The 16,906-nt window shown below is 43.2% G+C and carries 19 protein-coding genes; 5 read left to right on the forward strand and 14 right to left on the reverse strand.

The window, feature by feature from the left end; all coding sequences use genetic code 11:
• Positions 1-57: 57 nt before the first annotated feature.
• From ACFP56_RS15650 to ACFP56_RS15675, 6 genes are all read right to left on the reverse strand, one after another.
• Positions 58-2,841, reverse strand: a complete 2,784-nt coding sequence (locus tag ACFP56_RS15650; protein WP_379236207.1) for a glycoside hydrolase family 3 C-terminal domain-containing protein — start codon at positions 2,839-2,841, stop codon at positions 58-60.
• Positions 2,842-3,272: 431 nt separating this feature from the next.
• Positions 3,273-3,815, reverse strand: coding sequence for a dihydrofolate reductase family protein (locus ACFP56_RS15655; protein WP_379236209.1), 543 nt, complete (start codon positions 3,813-3,815; stop codon positions 3,273-3,275).
• A 20-nt stretch (positions 3,816-3,835) separates the two neighbouring features.
• Positions 3,836-4,189: an MmcQ/YjbR family DNA-binding protein gene (locus ACFP56_RS15660; RefSeq protein WP_011246262.1), complete on the reverse strand. Its 354-nt coding sequence runs from the start codon at positions 4,187-4,189 to the stop codon at positions 3,836-3,838.
• Positions 4,176-4,583, reverse strand: a complete 408-nt coding sequence (locus tag ACFP56_RS15665) for a VOC family protein (protein WP_011246263.1) — start codon at positions 4,581-4,583, stop codon at positions 4,176-4,178. Before ACFP56_RS15665 ends, ACFP56_RS15660 begins: the two co-directional genes overlap by 14 nt.
• Before the next feature lie 123 nt (positions 4,584-4,706).
• The gene (locus tag ACFP56_RS15670; RefSeq protein WP_379236212.1) at positions 4,707-5,510 is read right to left on the reverse strand and encodes a DUF6597 domain-containing transcriptional factor; all 804 of its coding nucleotides are present in this window, start codon (positions 5,508-5,510) and stop codon (positions 4,707-4,709) included.
• 245 nt (positions 5,511-5,755) lie between these two features.
• Positions 5,756-6,655 carry a TIGR01777 family oxidoreductase gene (locus ACFP56_RS15675; RefSeq protein ID WP_379236214.1) on the reverse strand — a complete coding sequence of 300 codons (900 nt, stop codon included), beginning with the start codon at positions 6,653-6,655 and terminating at the stop codon, positions 5,756-5,758.
• A gap of 198 nt (positions 6,656-6,853) precedes the next feature.
• Between ACFP56_RS15675 and ACFP56_RS15680 the strand changes: the two genes are divergently transcribed.
• The gene (locus ACFP56_RS15680) at positions 6,854-7,720 is read left to right on the forward strand and encodes an aldose epimerase family protein (RefSeq protein ID WP_379236216.1); all 867 of its coding nucleotides are present in this window, start codon (positions 6,854-6,856) and stop codon (positions 7,718-7,720) included.
• Between the two features lie 82 nt (positions 7,721-7,802).
• On the opposite strand, the gene ACFP56_RS15685 is transcribed toward ACFP56_RS15680, so the two are convergent.
• On the reverse strand, positions 7,803-8,993 hold the full coding sequence (locus ACFP56_RS15685) for a coenzyme F420-0:L-glutamate ligase (protein WP_379236218.1): 1,191 nt from the start codon (positions 8,991-8,993) through the stop codon (positions 7,803-7,805).
• A gap of 118 nt (positions 8,994-9,111) precedes the next feature.
• Here ACFP56_RS15685 and ACFP56_RS15690 point away from each other — a divergent pair, with 118 nt between their 5' ends.
• Positions 9,112-10,005 (forward strand): LysR family transcriptional regulator, encoded by an 894-nt coding sequence (locus ACFP56_RS15690; protein WP_379236220.1) that lies wholly within the window; start codon positions 9,112-9,114, stop codon positions 10,003-10,005.
• A gap of 48 nt (positions 10,006-10,053) precedes the next feature.
• On the opposite strand, the gene ACFP56_RS15695 is transcribed toward ACFP56_RS15690, so the two are convergent.
• The 5 genes from ACFP56_RS15695 to ACFP56_RS15715 all read right to left on the reverse strand — a co-directional run bounded on the left by ACFP56_RS15695 (position 10,054) and on the right by ACFP56_RS15715 (position 13,516).
• Positions 10,054-10,407 carry a hypothetical protein gene (locus ACFP56_RS15695; RefSeq protein ID WP_379236222.1) on the reverse strand — a complete coding sequence of 118 codons (354 nt, stop codon included), beginning with the start codon at positions 10,405-10,407 and terminating at the stop codon, positions 10,054-10,056.
• Positions 10,404-10,709: an antibiotic biosynthesis monooxygenase family protein gene (locus ACFP56_RS15700; protein ID WP_379236224.1), complete on the reverse strand. Its 306-nt coding sequence runs from the start codon at positions 10,707-10,709 to the stop codon at positions 10,404-10,406. Before ACFP56_RS15700 ends, ACFP56_RS15695 begins: the two co-directional genes overlap by 4 nt.
• Positions 10,709-11,824 (reverse strand): two-component system sensor histidine kinase NtrB, encoded by a 1,116-nt coding sequence (locus ACFP56_RS15705; RefSeq protein ID WP_379236226.1) that lies wholly within the window; start codon positions 11,822-11,824, stop codon positions 10,709-10,711. Before ACFP56_RS15705 ends, ACFP56_RS15700 begins: the two co-directional genes overlap by 1 nt.
• Entirely contained in the window at positions 11,821-12,501 is a 681-nt protein-coding gene (locus tag ACFP56_RS15710; RefSeq protein ID WP_379236228.1) for a cobalamin B12-binding domain-containing protein, read from the reverse strand. Before ACFP56_RS15710 ends, ACFP56_RS15705 begins: the two co-directional genes overlap by 4 nt.
• Positions 12,502-12,883: 382 nt before the next feature.
• Positions 12,884-13,516, reverse strand: coding sequence for a TetR/AcrR family transcriptional regulator (locus tag ACFP56_RS15715; RefSeq protein WP_379236230.1), 633 nt, complete (start codon positions 13,514-13,516; stop codon positions 12,884-12,886).
• A gap of 143 nt (positions 13,517-13,659) precedes the next feature.
• Here ACFP56_RS15715 and ACFP56_RS15720 point away from each other — a divergent pair, with 143 nt between their 5' ends.
• A complete protein-coding gene (locus ACFP56_RS15720) occupies positions 13,660-14,070 on the forward strand; it encodes a VOC family protein (RefSeq protein ID WP_379236232.1) in 411 nt (136 codons plus the stop codon).
• Between the two features lie 95 nt (positions 14,071-14,165).
• Here ACFP56_RS15720 and ACFP56_RS15725 read toward each other — a convergent pair whose 3' ends face one another.
• Positions 14,166-14,453 (reverse strand): alpha/beta-type small acid-soluble spore protein, encoded by a 288-nt coding sequence (locus ACFP56_RS15725; protein WP_379236234.1) that lies wholly within the window; start codon positions 14,451-14,453, stop codon positions 14,166-14,168.
• A gap of 263 nt (positions 14,454-14,716) precedes the next feature.
• Here ACFP56_RS15725 and ACFP56_RS15730 point away from each other — a divergent pair, with 263 nt between their 5' ends.
• Entirely contained in the window at positions 14,717-15,277 is a 561-nt protein-coding gene (locus ACFP56_RS15730; protein ID WP_379236771.1) for a PadR family transcriptional regulator, read from the forward strand.
• 4 nt (positions 15,278-15,281) lie between these two features.
• A complete protein-coding gene (locus tag ACFP56_RS15735) occupies positions 15,282-15,758 on the forward strand; it encodes a DUF4188 domain-containing protein (RefSeq protein WP_379236236.1) in 477 nt (158 codons plus the stop codon).
• A gap of 341 nt (positions 15,759-16,099) precedes the next feature.
• Here the strand turns inward: ACFP56_RS15735 and ACFP56_RS15740 are convergent, their stop codons facing one another.
• Complete coding sequence (locus tag ACFP56_RS15740; protein WP_379236238.1) at positions 16,100-16,726, reverse strand: hypothetical protein; 627 nt, start codon at positions 16,724-16,726, stop codon at positions 16,100-16,102.
• Positions 16,727-16,906: the final 180 nt, after the last annotated feature.

The following is a 16,906-nucleotide window of genomic DNA, read 5'->3' on the forward strand; positions in this document are numbered from 1 at the left end:
GACTAATTTTTGTTCACGTCCCTTAAGTTTCATTTGCTCTCTGGTACGTAGCGTTTTTTATACTTTCTTGAATTCAATCCAGTCCACAACAAGACCTGGCTTCGTAAACTCCAGCTTCAGATCATATAGACCCGCTTCCAGTTCAAGCTTGACCAGCTTTTGCTTGATCCATTTGCCATCTGTTCCATTTGTCTGAATCGTTGTAGCAAGCTGACCGCTTAGCCATACGTTGCATGCGCTTTGTGCTACATTCGTATGTGGCGACATAATATGAACGATGATGCGGTAATGACCGCTTTCTGCGACCTCCATCACGACCGAGCCATCTACAACAGGCTTGACCTGAGCATTGTCGTTGATCTTGTGCGTATCAGCATCAGTAAGCGTTTTGTCAGCCTTTAATGCTGCAACACTTTCAAGAGCCTCCAGCTTTCTGTCAAACACAAGTGCATTCATAATAAAGCTGCAGATGTTCATGGCGCTTCGTTGCAGCTCGCCGCGTGTGAGTGTACCACCTGCAAGCGAGGCGATTGTGTTGTCATCATGCGAATTAATTTCTGCACCATAATTATTAACGACCATATACAGATCGTTTTGCGCGCGAACCATAAAGTTCGTATTGCGTGCATCAGCCGGTCCACCGTGTACAACATCATTCATCAAGGCCCACCAGTCCGTCATCACAATGCCTGTAAAGCCCCACTCTCCACGAAGAATGGTTGTGTTAAGATCATAATTGGACGCAGCCCAGTGTCCGTTAATTGGGTTATAGGAGGTCATGATGGAATTGGCTCCCGCATCCTTCACCGCAATCTCGAAGCCCTTCAAGTAAATTTCACGCAAAGCCCGCTCGGATACGATTGCATTGACCTTAGTCCGATACTTCTCTTGATTGTTGCAAGCAAAATGCTTCAACGTTGCCGTGGAGCCGCCTTGCTGAATGCCACGAACACAAGCTGCTGCAAACGCTCCTGTAACAATCGGGTCCTCAGAGAAGTATTCAAAGTTCCGTCCATTAAGCGGACTGCGGCGGATGTTCATGCCTGGTCCAAGCAGCGTGTCGATCTGATTACTAACAAGCTCCTGACCTTCCATTACATACAGCTTTTCAACAAGCTTCAGATCCCAAGTGGCTGCAAGCAGTGTACCGATTGCTACTTGAGTAGCTTTATGACCACTGTCCATGCGGATGCCAGAAGGACCGTCAGCTGTACATGCAACAGGAATGCCGTAATTGTACAGCGCATCGCTTACACCACCGAATGCAGATGCTGTACCCGGCGTTACAAGCGGACTGCTCATACCTTCCCCACGCACAATAATTGCCAGATCATCGTCGCTCAGCTGCGCAATAAACTGCTCCATGCTTACGCGATTCTCTTTTACATCTCTCAGCTTATAGCCTTGGTCGCCCGTTTGCGGAATGCTCTCTGGCAAACGACTTTCAATACGCTCCTGCAAGGAAATCTGTCCTGTAGGCACATCAACATATACCAGCTCATAGGTTCCATCTTCCTGTCGTGCACCTGGCTTCATCCGCTTGAAGTTTGTCGTTGGAGCTAGCGCTTCACTTAACTGCTCAACAACACGAAGCTCATCCAGCACATAAGCATCAGCCCCTTCAAAGCCAAGCTTCTGTACGTTTTTCACACTGTTGCCAGCGTAAAACACATATTCTCCCGCTTCAAGTACATACGCAGAGCGCTTGCCCGTAACGCCGCCATCATCGTAGGAGGCCATCGCATCAATAGGAAAACGGATAACTAGCGTTTCCGTTTGCCCAGGCTGAAGCTCTTGTGTTTTAGCAAAGCCAGCAAGAACCTTCACCGGCTGTCCAAGCTTGCCCTGCGGTGCGCTGTAATACACTTGCACAACCTCTTTGCCACTATACGTGTCCCCGATATTCGTTACGTGAGCTGATACCTCAATATAGTCTCTGCCATCCACGACTACGCGTTTCGCATCCTCGGTGCTTACTCTGAATGCTGTATAGGACAAGCCGTAGCCAAATTCGAATTGCACCTTCTCCGGGCAAAACGTTTCAAAATATCGATAGCCTACATAGATGTCCTCTTCATAAATGCTTTCAATTTCACCGCCATAATTTTTAGTGGACGGATAATCGCTAATCGAGTAGGCAATCGTATCCGTCAGCTTGCCGCTAGGTGTGACGTCCCCAACCAGCACATCCGCAATTGCGTTGCCGCCCTCCATGCCTCCGTGCCATGCATAAACAACAGCAGTGATCGGATGCACGTAATTCGCATTCAGCCAGCTCATATCGATAATATTGGATACATTAAGCACGACAATCGTGTGCTCAAAATGATTCGTTACAGCCTTAAGCATCGCTTGCTCATCATCAGTCAGGCGGTAACTGCCGGGCGCATCGGCATTATCCTGATCCTCGCCCGCTGTACGACCAATGACTACTATTGCTTTATCCGATTGTCCGCGCGCCTCAGCAACAAGCTCATCTGTAAGCGGCATTTCCTTCTGGTGCCAAGGCTCAGCAGCCCAGCCACCGCCACCATTATCGAATGGATTTTCTTCGATCCATTGCTCATAGATGCTTGCAAGCTTCTCATTGACTTGAATATTCGACTTGGCACGCAGGCCATCGAGCAAATTGGTTGTATGCGTAACGTGAACACTACCGCCCGAACCCGTCCCGCTGCGATAATAGTTCACTTGAATTCTACCAAATATCGCGATATTTTCGCCTTTCTTAAGCGGCAATGCATGATTATTATTTTTAATTAGCACTGCACCTTGTGCAGCTACCTCTCGACTGAACTCAGCAAATCCTGGCAACGGAATCCCTAACGTTTCATTATTCAATTAATTCACTCCTGTTCTTGACGTTCATCTGTTATATGTTATGTATAAAATGTATATATCCGGCGTATATCACAATTTAGAATACTCCAATAACTTTAGGGCGTGTCTGAAAACCCGCTCAGTGTCACCTTGCATCGCCTTTTCGTTCTTTCCAGTATAATTCCAAATGGAGAATCAATCTACACTCATATTTACATCAGTTATCAGTGGTTTACTAGACATCATCCTTTGCATGTAAAAAGCGCCTCTTGTGTACTGAGAAAATGTTCCGCTCAAAGAACAAATCCCACATACGAAAGAGGCGCTCAATATGAAGTATAAACTTAAACAAAAGCAGAAGCAGCGTATTACACGAATGACCGAATCAACACTGATCGCTGCATACCATGCGGAAAGCTGACGTTAGTATAACTATGTATAGTAAGAATACGTTACCTCACAACCCGGTATCGCAGGTGAGTTTCACTCACAAAGGCCGAAGTTTCTATCCGCTCCAACTTAATACGCTCTCCGAGCCCACCAAACAATGAAATGCCTTCACCCAATAGCAGAGGCACTACATCTAAGACAATTTCATCCACTAGACCGAGTTTAAGACATTGCCTGGAGATGCTTCCCCCCAAAAGCGCGACACTTCTATCGCCAGCGCTTACTTTGGCAGCCTCAACAGCCTGCTTAATATCGTTAACGACGAAATTGTACGTGATACCATCTTTTTCAATCGGTTCATGGGCTTCGTGCGTCATCAGGTATATTGGGACTTTCAACATGCCACCATACGGTATCTCCCCTTCTTCAATTGTGTTCGTTTTGTTGGCGCCGCCCACTATAGCACCTATTTCCGCCATAACTTTATTGACTACTGCATAATCTTGTTCCACAGCTTCAAAATCAAACATCCAATCGATACCACCGTCTTTATCGGCCATAAATCCATCAAGTGTCGTTGTAGCATGAATCAAAACTTTTGCCATTATTATGTCTCCTTTATCGTTCATTTTCTTCCTTGTATTGCTGCATAGTAAGCCTTCACTACTTTTTTAGGAGACACGAGACTCCATGCCAGCATAAGTAAATCGCGGAATTCTCCAGAGTCTACGCGATCCATGCGAACGATCATGAAAGCCAGATTGCTAAAACTGTCTGGTATGCGATAAACCTCGGGTGCCATTGTCGTGTAAGCCAGCAGGTCGTCCTTTGTCGTTTTGATGACCAGTGACACACCGTCCAATTGGATCACTGCAAATATTTTGTTTCGCACACGAAAGGAAGGCTTTCCCCAATGCTCTACTTCTTCCGTTTCCGGTAAGGATAGCGCCAATTGTCGAACCTGATCAATAGTAACCATGGCCTTCTCTCCCAGTAAAGGTCGCTATGTACCAATGGTTTCCGAAAGGATCTTCCACTCCTCCACTGCGTTCTCCATAGGGCATATCCGCCGGCTCGTACAGTGATGTTGCACCAGCAGCTATTGCTCGTGAATAACATTCATCTGAATCCGCTACAAACAGATGAATCGTATTCGTTCTCGGCGGGAACCTCTCATTCCCTTCTGACAATTCAACGATCGTGTCGCCAATTCGTACTTCTGCATGAGTGATGGCTCCACCTTCACTTGTTCCCCGGTTTAACTCTTCTGCTTCAAACACCTTTTTCAGAAACTCAATCAACTGATTTGCATCTCTTACTGTAAAGTGCGGTGTTACGGTGTGATAACCATGCGGTGCGATTTTTTTAGCCACTTATGCATCCCTCCTTCATTTCGAAAAAACCTTCTTCAAGACAACCTTGATTCCATGAATGTATACACCTTGTTAGATTTATTATAGCCTGTAACCATGAGGCTTTATTGTAAATTTTTGACCTTAGGTGAAAATCGCAGCGTGATTATAATGCCTTCCTGATATGGGCTTATATTCGCTTGGATTAAGCCCGGAGAATGATTGGAAATCTTTAATGAAATGTGCCTGATCGTAATAACCGCATTCCAAGGCAATGTCTGTCCATGAACGAGATTCCCCGGAATGAAGATTGCGCAGTACTTCCTGAAACCGATAAATTCGATTTAATCGCTTTGGCGTCATGCCCACTTCTTCCTTGAATAGTTGATTGAATCTTCGATGACTGATGCCGACCTGTTCAATGACCTCGCCTATCCGATGCCCATGAAGGTTGTTCAGCACATATTGTACTGCCGGATGCCTTTCTAAATCCTTTATCGCAAGCGACAGCAATCTTCGTTCAAGAACGTGGAACATCTTTTCTGGTACTAAGGAATCTAGCAATACATCACGAAGCCCACTTATTTTTGATCCCCATAATGCATGTAACGGAAGATGTGTATTATGAATCTCATCAAGCCGTTCTTTCAGAAACGGGTGAATACCGCCCGGCTTGAAATGGATGCCGATCACCCTTGACTCACATGTCGAATTGATCACAAAATATTCCGAATGCGGACCGCAGACAATGGCATGGCCAAAAACCAACTCGCGATTGTTGCGATCAAACAGCCGAATCACATCCTCCCCAAGATCGATAATCATTTCCACAGAACCGTCCGGCAAAGTCAGTTCTCTCGAATGAGAAGGATTGTAAGCTTCCATATACCAAAAGTAATCGACAAACATAGATAAAGGCATTTGCGGACTGTAAGTACGAATCAGCATATGACCACCCACTTTGGCTAATTTTTAGGGATAAGCATTTATATTTATCATGCTCTACATGAGTCTATTTCTAGTTTTATTTAATCCAATAATGCCGTTTTCAATTAATTGTTGCTTGAAGCAAGGCAAACAGATCTCCAATTCAAACCTAATACAGACCGGGATAAGGTTGAATGATTGATCCTGACTATGATGCAACAACGGACGTAAGTACCTCTCTGATGTTTCAGGACTAATCATCTATGTTAGCGTGCAATAATGGACTTGATTGCATCCGTTAGCTCCGGATATCGAAAGGTATACCGATGATCTTGCAGCTTCTGGGGTACTACTTGCTGGCCTTCCAGAAGCAACATGCTCATTTCGCCAAGCATCAGCCGAAGCAGCATGGATGGAACAGGAAAATAGTGAGGTCTGTTCAGCTGCTTGGCCACGACACGGCCAAATTGCTCCATCGTTACAAGCTGTGGCGCAACGAAGTTCACAGCACCCTCTATCTCAGGCGTCTCCATACAATACTGTGCTGCTTGCACAACATCGTCAATATGAATCCACGGAAGCGGCTGATCTCCATTGCCAAGCCTTCCGCCTACATACAACTTATATGGCAGCAGCATTTTGGCAAAAGCCCCCTCACCTGCCCCCAGTACAACACCTAGGCGCATTAGCACCGTCCGTATTCCGCTTTTTAACGCTTCCTGCTCCCAGCTGTTCACGACGGTAGCAAGAAAATCTGAAGGCGGAACAATATCCTGCTCTGTAAATTGATGATCGCGCGAAATTCCGTAATAGCCCACCGCGCTGGCGTTAAGCAGAACAGTCGGCTTCTGCTTCATGGCGTTGATGATTCGAATAATTTCTTGCGTGGTCGTTGATCTGCTTTCCAATATGCGAGCTTTGCGTGCAGCGGTCCAGCGTCCGCTGCTTAATGACAGCCCAGCCAGATTAATGATCGCATCCACTCCTTCAAGTTCGTTTTCTGGATGATCTCCCTCATGCAACCATCTTACATAGGTGGCACCTGCCTCCTTGTGAAGCTGCTCAGGCTGACGCGTCAAAATATAAACCTCGTACTGCTGTGCTATAAATGCGCTGCACATCGCTTTCCCGATAAAGCCGCTACCGCCAGCAATCGCTATTTTCATCTTATCCACCACCCATCTCATTTGATAACGCTACCATAAGTATAGAGCCCGCTGACAGATATGACTATAGCATGCTCATCTTGAATCATCTATTTGCTTGAGAAAAGCGAATTGAGTACTATGGTATAAGCACAATAAGAAGCTGAGCGCCTATACGGCAAAACCAGTGATCATATATACACAGAAGGGGTGGATTCAATGTATTCCTATTACACGAAGCAAGAGCGATTCGAAACGTATGTGCTTGAGGACAAGTCAAATGAAAGCTATATTGAAGTCGTGCCTGAGCGCGGATGCATCATTAGCAAATATGTATACCGCGGCAAGGAGGTGTTCTACCTCGATCAAGCTACGCTGGAAGATACGAGTAAAAATATTCGCGGGGGCAATCCGATTTTATTTCCGATCAGCAGCTATCTTGAGCAAGATACCTATGTATACGAAGGCGAAGCTTATCAGTTAAAGCAGCATGGGTTTGCTCGTACGCAGGCGGGCAGAGTTATAGCAGCGCATGCCAGTGAGCAAGAAACATCGATTACGCTCGAATTGACGAATGATGAGCAAACACTTGAGCGCTATCCGTTTCAATACCGCCTTGTGATGACGTATACGCTCAATCAGGATGGGCTAACCGTTCAGGCTGAAGTTACGAATAAGGACAACAAAACGATGCCATTTTATCTTGGCTATCATCCTTATTTTTTTGTAGAGGATAAAGAGAAGCTGGAGTTATCTGTGCCTTCATCCACCTACCATGAGATGATTGCGGGCAGTATGAATGGAGAACAGTTTAATTTACAGCTGGCCGAGGCCAATGTCATTTATAACGAGCTTCAAGCAAACAGCTGTACCATGATCGATCATGCCAGATCATTGCGTGTAACGATTGAGTATGATGATGTCTATCAATATATTGTGCTATGGGCGCTTGAAGGCAAGCCGTTTATCTGCATTGAGCCTTGGATGGCTCCTGTCAACGGCATGAATGTAAACAAAGGCGTTCAGCAGCTTGCTGCCAATGAAACGCATCGCTCCATGATACATATACGACCACAGCTTCTATAGAACATTACAAGCCTGCCTCCCTCATATGGGATGCAGGCTTGCTCGTTTCAGCTATATTCGTTGCATACGCATTCGTGCAGTCTTACACCGTGTAATTATCAAAGTAGCCTTGAATATATATCATAGGCGTCCCTTTATCACCGCTGCCTGATGTCAAATCAGAAAGCGAACCGATCAGATCAGTCAAGCGGCGAGGCGTGGTTCCTTGCGCCTCCATAGCTCCAACTAGATCTTTATTCTTATTTTGTATATATTGATTAATTGCCTGCTGCAGCTCTTCACCGCGAAGATGCGAGAAATTGTTGTCCGCCAAATACTTCAGCTTAATTTCATTAGGTGTCCCGGCCAGCCCCGCTGTAAATGCTGGAGAAACAACAGGATCGGCAAGCTCCCAAATTTGTCCGACAGGGTCCTTAAACGCTCCATCTCCGTACACCATAACCTCGACTGTTTTTCCTGTTTGCTCCTTCAGCTTGGCTTGAATCGCTTCAACTAGCGGCTGACAATTGTTCGGGAACAGCTTGACGCGATCCTCTGTTGCTTTATTAGAGCCAAGCAAGCCGTATGCCTCATTATAACCGCTGCCGTTAACAGGTCGAGCAAGAATATCATCAAGTCCATATACCTTCTCTGCTCCGTTAGACAACAGAATACGCTTACTGCGCTTGCGCGTATGAATATCGCATGTTAATACACTCTTCGTATAGCTAACGATCGTTTTCGGCTGATTCGAGAAGATAACTTCAACTGATGCGCCTTCCGCCTCAATTAGCGACTTATAATACTCAATATAATCGACGCCCGTAAATGGATGCTTCTTATAACCAAAATGTTTGCGGAATTCTGTTTCGGTCAGCACATCTGTCCACGGGTTAATTCCTTGCTCATCAAGCTCATCCTGACTTACAAGATGGTTGCCCACTTCGTCTGCTGGATAGCTGAGCATAAGGATAATCTTTTTAACGCCTTTCGCAATCCCTCTCAGACAGTTTGCAAAGCGATTGCGGCTCAATATTGGGAATATAACTCCCACTGTATCATTACCGAACTTGTCACTTACATCCGCTGCAATATCGTCTATTGATGCATAATTGCCTTGTGCGCGAGCTACAATCGATTCCGTAATGGTCACGATATCATGATCTTCGATTTTGAAGCCTTCTACTTTTGCTGCGTTTAATACAGTATCAACTACGATTTGTTCAATATCGTCTCCTTGATTAATAATCGGACCACGGAGCCCTCTTACTACTGTACCAACTACTCTTTGCACGTTAAACTCTCCTTTAATCGACCTGGGTCGATATGTTAATAACTACAAATTAACTATACAATTGTGCAAATCATAAGTAAAATTAATAGGTATAATAGCTGGTATTAGGGTGGTTAATATGAAGAAGAGCCTGGATTTGTACTATGTTTTTGAAGTTGTCAGTAAGCAGTCTAGCATATCGAAGGCCGCTCAGGAGCTGTTTATGACACAATCAGCGGTAAGTCAATCGATTCAAAGGCTGGAGAACGAGCTTGATGTCCAGCTATTTAACCGAACTGCAAGAGGCGTGACGTTGACAGCCGAAGGAAAGCTGCTGCACGAGCATGTACGAGCTGCATTGAATCTGCTTCATCTTGGAGAAGAGAAAATGCTGGAGTTCAAAAACTTAATGATTGGGGAGCTTCACATTGGTGTTGGCGATACAATTTCTCGCTATTATTTGCTGCCCTATTTGGAGCAGTTTTATAATCACTATCCCGGTATCAAGTTGAAAATATTAAATGGCACGACAACTGAAATACTTGAATTCATTAAAGCAGGGAAGGCCGATCTGGGACTGTGCAACCTGCCAATCGGTGACAGAAGCATTCAATCTTTTCCAAGCATGGAGGTACAAGATATTTTTGTTGGAGGGGCGAACTACCGCAGCCTGGCTAATAAGCCAATCTCATTGCAACAGCTGATAGAGCTTCCGCTCATTTGTTTAGAGAAGACAGCCAACTCACGCATCTATGTTGATCGTTATTTTAAAGAGAAGGGTTTATCGCTTTCGCCAGTATTTGAGCTTGGCTCCCATGACCTGCTGCTTGACTTTGCCAGAATCAATCTGGGGGTTGCCTGTGTAACGAAGCAGTTTGCTCAGCATTACATCGATAATGGGCTTGTGCACGAGCTTCCCTTGCTTGAACCGATTCCTGGACGCAGCATCGGCATCTGCTACTCCAAACATGTTTCGCTATCACGTGCAGCTAAGCAATTCATTCAATTAATCGATATATCGTTTTGCGATTAGTCACAAAAAGCCCTGAATACACAGGGCTTTACCTTTTCCTCTTCTCCTCTATTGCTGAAGCGCTCTTTTCCCTTCTTGCAAGTAGTATAGATAAGCTTCAGTCGTGTTTTTATCCAGCTTGCCTTTTATTGCTCTGGATATCGCATCAAAATTTTCAATTAAATGCTTGTTATCCATTCCGTGCCTATTCAATATTCCGTTCAGCCATAGCGCGTAATCTGTAAATAATGTTACATTATTCAGGCTATAGCTTGTTTCCAGGTAACGGAAATGGTGCTCATTGTCTTCAAAGCACTTCTGCCTGCCGCGCTCTCCGTATCTCTCCAGTAGTTCAGGATACCGATCATATAAATCTTCAACAACCACTTCAATAATGCCGTGAACATGCCCCATTGGTTTCATAAAGCCACAACCTTATATCTTGTAATTGCAGGAACTATGGATGCCAGCTCTTGATCAGGGTACTTTTTCTCAAGCTCATGAATGCGTTTATACTCATCGCTTGATACCCAGGCCAAAAAAGCCTCCTTCGTTTCCCACTCCATATATACAGTCAGCTCTCCAGGCTTTGTCTCGTTCTGCAGCAATCTGAATGTAATAAACCCTTCCGCATGATCCACCAAGCGAGAACGGTTCTTGTATATCTCGATTACTTCATCTACCTTTTGTACGGGCACTAGGAACATTGAATGCACGATATACATTACATACTTCCTTCCTGCTTAAGCGGCAATATAATCTTGAATGTAGTGCCCACACCTAACTGGCTTTCCACCTCGATTTTACCACTATGCTCCGCAATAATTCGTTGGCATACAGCAAGTCCAACTCCTGTGCCCTTAGCTTTCGTTGTAAAAAATGGTGTGAAGATCTCTTTCATTTTGCTTTCTTCAATGCCGTTTCCATTGTCTCTTACGATAATTTCAACTTGATTCATTGCATGTTTGACATCGATATGAATAATGCCATTTTTGTGATTTTCACTTTCCTTGATGGCATCCATCGCATTTTTAATTAGATTCAGCATAACCTGCTTGAATTGCTTTACATCCACCATCAGCAGAACATCGATATTCGGTTTGCGGTATTCGAACGTACAGTCATTGAGTAACGATTCACTTTGGCATAATAGCATCACTTCTTCAATTACTGTGACAATGCTGACCTGCTCTAGCGATGGCTTTGACGGCTTTGATGTATTCAGAAATTCATAAATAATATCATTCGCACGATCTAGCTCGGAAATCGCGACGTCGGCGTAGTGCTCCTTACCGATTTCAATCAAGTAAGGGCGAAGCAATTGGACAAATCCTCTTACACTGGTCAACGGATTTCGTATTTCATGAGCAATACTAGCTGCAAGCTTACCGACTGTCGCCAAATGATCGTGCTCCAATGCAGATTTTTGGATTTGCTCGATCGATTGCTCCAGACTTACCTTTTCTTCGAGCAACGAATAGGTAACATTCATTAGCTTATATTCCAGCTCTGATACAAGAGCTCGAATATGCTCAATCTGATTTTCTTTATCTATGCAAAAAAGATGTATGTTGTCCGGAGATTCAGCCATCATATACACATCGTATAATGAAAATTTCTTTTGCTTCGTATGTAAATTCAATTCAATTTGATTGATTGATGGTGTTTCTAGTATAAATCTTATTGCCTTTCTTCTACTTCCTATATCTACCAATTGCAAAAAATTGTCAGCATTCGGGAAACATTCCTGCGCATCGGCAGCCATTTTAATATTAAGCTCTTGATCTACTAAAAAATAGGGAAATGGCAGCATGCTTGGCTTTAACGATACACTATTCATATGTGAACTTCTCCTATAAATTCTATTCCCGTAAGCTTATCTAGCTCTGACAAATCCTTAACAATGATTGTCGAAGCCGGACAATATAGAGATAGGTCGTATATATAGACTAATCTGCCACCTACGATAACTAATGGTTGATGTGGTAATTCATTAAGCACTTGTATATGTTTAATCAGTTTGGGTAAATGGTAAGGAATGCTAATTGAAATCCCGATTATATCTGGTTTCCAATCTAGTGCCAATTGACAGGCAGCATCTATAGGCATATTTGCCCCTAGCAGCTTGGTCGTCCAGCCCGCTTCTTTAAAAATGTTGCTAATCATGTCAATCCCTATATCATGCTGTTCATCCTCAATACAGTAAAACATCCCCTTCTTATTCGGGGAATCTATTAAGCTCCCGGGCATTGATACTTCCAAGTGGTAGTAATGAAGCACATATTTGCATACGTTGGTTGCAATGTGCTCCTGGGCAACGGTTATAATGTTCTGTTCCCATAAGTCTCCAATATATGTCATTACTGCTGTTAATAATTGATGCACATCCATAGTTGTAGTTTCATTGTCGTTCAAATAAACATCCAGCAACTCCTTGGCATTCAGGATGTTACCTTCTAGAAAGGCTTCAGTGAATTGCTCAACCCATGACTTCAAAATATCACCTTTATTATTCATAATTACGAACTAGCCTGTTACTCATCATGACGGCTAAGAAAAGAAGCAGGGTAACGTATGGCAACGATTAAAACAGTATGTGATTATACTAAAAGCTCGAGCGTTCGCCGACCAACAGATTCATCTAAAAAATCTATATATCAGCTCTAATCGCATAACCACTATCACTATAATAAATACACGTAAAAATACACTATTTAAAATTTTCACACATTACATAAAAATTGTCTACCTTATACGAGCAAAAAACATATAAACTTGATTCAATTCTATTATACATTTTTTATTGTGGTGAAATGTGCTTTTAATCTGTTCAAAAATAAGCAAGATCAGGAAATGACGCACCTAATCTTGCTTATTTTGGATTTTTCAACTAACTTTTTTACACTGGATTGTCTTCTTGTCTAAAGATTCGTTCACAAATACGCTGGAGATATTGTGCCCATTGTTCCTGAAATTCCGGCTCATCAAGCGTACGCCCTGTAATCATGCGTGTCACATTCGGATATAGAAGCGGATAGATCGTTAAGCTTGACATCATCAGCGTAATTAGCGCCGGGTCAAGCTCCCCCGGAACTTTTCCTTCTACTTGTTGTTTTTTCATATGCTCATTATAGGATTCAAGCACCTTCTTCCTGGCTTTCTCTCCCCGAGAATTTTCGGGAATTGACTCAACTGCCTCCCAGGCTGTGAACTTGAGAAATTCGCGCAAATGGTCAAGGTTAACTTTCAGACGAAAAGCAGCAATATCTGCAGGATTATCTGGCAAAGTAATTTTCCCTGTCGGCAAAGAAGTGACAAAGCTATCAATGGTCTCTTGGATGAGATGCTCTTTTCCTTTGAAGTAATGATAGATCAACTGTTTGTTGACACCAGCTCGTCGTGCTATCGATTCAATACGTGTACCGGAATAGCCCTTCTCAAAAAATTCTTCTCGGGCTGCTTCAACTATTGCTTTGCGCGTACGTTCAGCATTACGTATTTCACCCATTTGCTTCACCATCCACGTTGTCATTTAGTCTATCGTAGTGTCATTAGTGGTTGAAGTCAATGTATTTAGACTGTCTTTAAAGTATAACTTGACAGCTGTAAAGTTATAAAATACTATCTTTGTGTAACTTAACAAGTGTTAAGTAAACAAATCGCGAGGTGATTTTAATGAGTTTTCAACCTAGTAAAACTTTTATCAATCTTCCCGTTAGTGATTTAGATCAAGCAGTAGCTTTTTTTACGAAGCTCGGATTCGCCTTTAACCCCCAATTTACCGATGAAAATGCAACGAGTATGATTATTAATGATTCCACCTTTGCGATGCTACTTGTTAAACCTCACTTTCAAACCTTTACACCTAAAGAGATTGTAGATGCAAAGCAATCAACAGAAGTTTTAATTGCATTTTTAGTAGAAAGCCGCGAAAAGGTCGATGAGATTGTAAACGCTGCGGTTAACGCTGGGGGAAGCTCTATAGGAAGCAACAAAGACTACGGTTTTATGTACAGCTGGAGTTTTCAAGACCTCGATGGTCATATCTGGGAAGTGTTTTACATGGATGAGCAAGCTGCCCAGTAATGTGCCAAAATGTGTGTGGTAAGCATGAAAAGGATAGCTGTGAGCAACATTGCTTACAGCTATCCTTTTCATGCTTACCCCGACGTAAAGAGGTACTATTGCTTTTGTTGATTGTTAGCAAGTCTTTCTTGTGCCATACGAATCATTTCTTTAACCATGGAGCCTCCAATTTTCCCTCCGATATGCCCTGCTTCCTCTGTTGTCAACTCACCATTGCCAGAGGGTTGCAGCGGTACGCCTAGCTCCTTCGCCACTTCGTACTTTACATCGTCAGGGCGTGTCGGGTCGACTGCATACCCTTCATTTTTCATCACTTGTGCCTTGAATTGCTTCATGGATTGCTCGACATTTGGCACAGCATACTGTCTTCTTCTTCTGCCCACTAGGAGAAGCCTCCTTCACGAATTTCGATCTTCCCCTAACATGCCCAGCCAATTATCATTTCATGCGATCAGGGCGTGTCTAAATATGGTGCTTTTACCTCCTTTTCGACCCTTGCTTCGTTTCACTTGTTTGACGTACCCGGTATGCCTGCACAATACTTCTTTCAAAGTTCTCAGACATACCATGAAAACACTTCCATAATTAACCGTTTGCTGTTATAATATATCTAAATGATATATATCAAATAGATAGGGTGATTACGATAAGCAGCTATAACCATACCACCTATGCGATCCTCGGTATTCTAACAACGTCCTGCCGTTCAGGCTATGCCATCAAGCAATTTATTGATCGAAGCCTTAATCATTTTTGGAAAATAAGCTACGGTCAAATTTATCCGACACTTAAGCTAATAACAGAAGAAGGCTTGGCCGTTATCCAGACCTCTTCGCAGCAAGGAAAGCCTGATCGTCATGAATATGAATTAACCGACAAAGGGAAAACCGTACTTCGTGAGTGGCTTGAGCAGCCGATTGAGCAGCTTTCCGTTGAGCGCAATGAAGTTCTGCTAAAGCTTTTCTTCGGCAGTCATCAATCCAAGCAGCAAACCGTGTACATTTTGCAGGATTACAAACAGAAGCTTGCTCAGCGCTATGAGACCTATGTAAGCATTGAGAATTCCATACTCGAACATGCAACAGACGAGGAGAAAGATGCGGAGTATTGGCTTCTCACTCTAGACTATGGCAAGCGCACAACAGTCGCTGCAATCGAATGGTGCGAACACGCATTACAGCAATTCGAATTTAAGGAGAGGAGTTAACATAATGTCAGCAGCTGTACAAAAGGGACGGTTTACGGCCCTCAATGATAAGGACATTGTTGTATTCTTAATCGGGATGCGCATTAACAAACGATGGGCTTTGCACAAATGGCTTCCCGTGTTTTTCGCAATGCCAGGGATGATTCGGGAGCTATATATGAATAAACAAAAGCTAGGCTTTATGTCGCTGGAAAGCTATCTAGGTCTGCGAACAACCGTGATGATCCAATACTGGCAATCTACAGAGCAGCTAATCGCGTATGCAAAAGCAGATAAGCATCTAAAAGCTTGGCAAAAGTTCAATCAGTTAACCAGAAATAATGATGCCGTTGCTGTTTATCATGAAACGTACTTCGTGAAGGCGGGGCAGTATGAGTCAATCTACGTTAATATGCCACCTTATGGTTTAGGGAATGCTCTGACTACTGTACCTGTATTGAAAGAGCAGCATTCAGCAAGCATGCGCTTAAGGAAACGTTAGTCTGGCACATCCAATCAAAATACCCTCAGCTTGTATTTCATTAAGCTGAGGGTATAACCGCTTCAATTGAACGCATCGCTTGATAGCGAGCATCCAGGTCATCACTGAACATAAATGTTAAACGTGTATATAAACGACGAAAAAGAGAATCATTATGCAAGAGCAGAAACAACAGTCCAGCTATCAATGTACCAGAGAATCGAATCTAAACCAGAAGGTTGTCGTGTCAGATCTAACTCTTCGTCAGTGATATGGGCTCATGAGGAACAACATCCACGATCATTTGGAGGCGGAGTCTGAGGTATGGAATCGTGGGCGTACTGATTCCTAAACAAATACGGTTAAGGAATAAATAATTTTCTCAAGTAGCTTGAGTTTTTCCAATCAAAATACAGAGCTACTCCAGTGGTCACAACAATCAGTATAAATGGAATCAAAAGCGCGGACATAGTAAACTGATCTAGGAGCATGTAACAAAAAATAAAGGAAATCGGCAAATAGACAACAAAATTTGAAATGGCAACTTCCTTAAAAAAAGACTGATCGAAACGATACTTATAAAAGCTTACAACGGTTCCAATAAGCAACAATAAAATAATACTGCTGTGGAGCCAAAAAGATGGTTGCAACTCTCCGGCACCCAATTGCTGATACAAGTCACTATTTAAAGTCCAGCCGATAGTAAAAATAAAAGGCATAAACCCCATGCTTCGTTTAAATGTCCCGGCCGTTGGTGCTAGAGAGCTTTCGATTCCCTTCATTTCCTTTTTCACAATATCCTTTGGATTGCCTGATTCCACTAAAAAACTTCGCAGTTCTTGCAAGGAGACATTAGAATTAGATTTTTCTTCAATTCGCATTTTGTACTCTGCGTACAATTCCTGTTTCCTTTCAGGACTCAACTCACTGATCCAAATGTAATACTCCAATGAACGCAAATATCGATCGCTCACTTCTTGTTTTGGCATTTAAAAACACCTCCTGAATAAGTAGTTGCAACTTTACAGACCTTCTACTCTCATTATGGGGGATGATTATGACGTTTTTTAATTTTTTCTGGTCATTATCTCATACGTAAAACTGTTCAACTGGTAGCATATTGCCAACGTAATCACTTCACACTAATTGACATTAGTCATAACCACCGG

This window comes from Paenibacillus septentrionalis (assembly GCF_042659865.1).
Lineage (GTDB): Bacteria > Bacillota > Bacilli > Paenibacillales > Paenibacillaceae > Pristimantibacillus > Pristimantibacillus septentrionalis.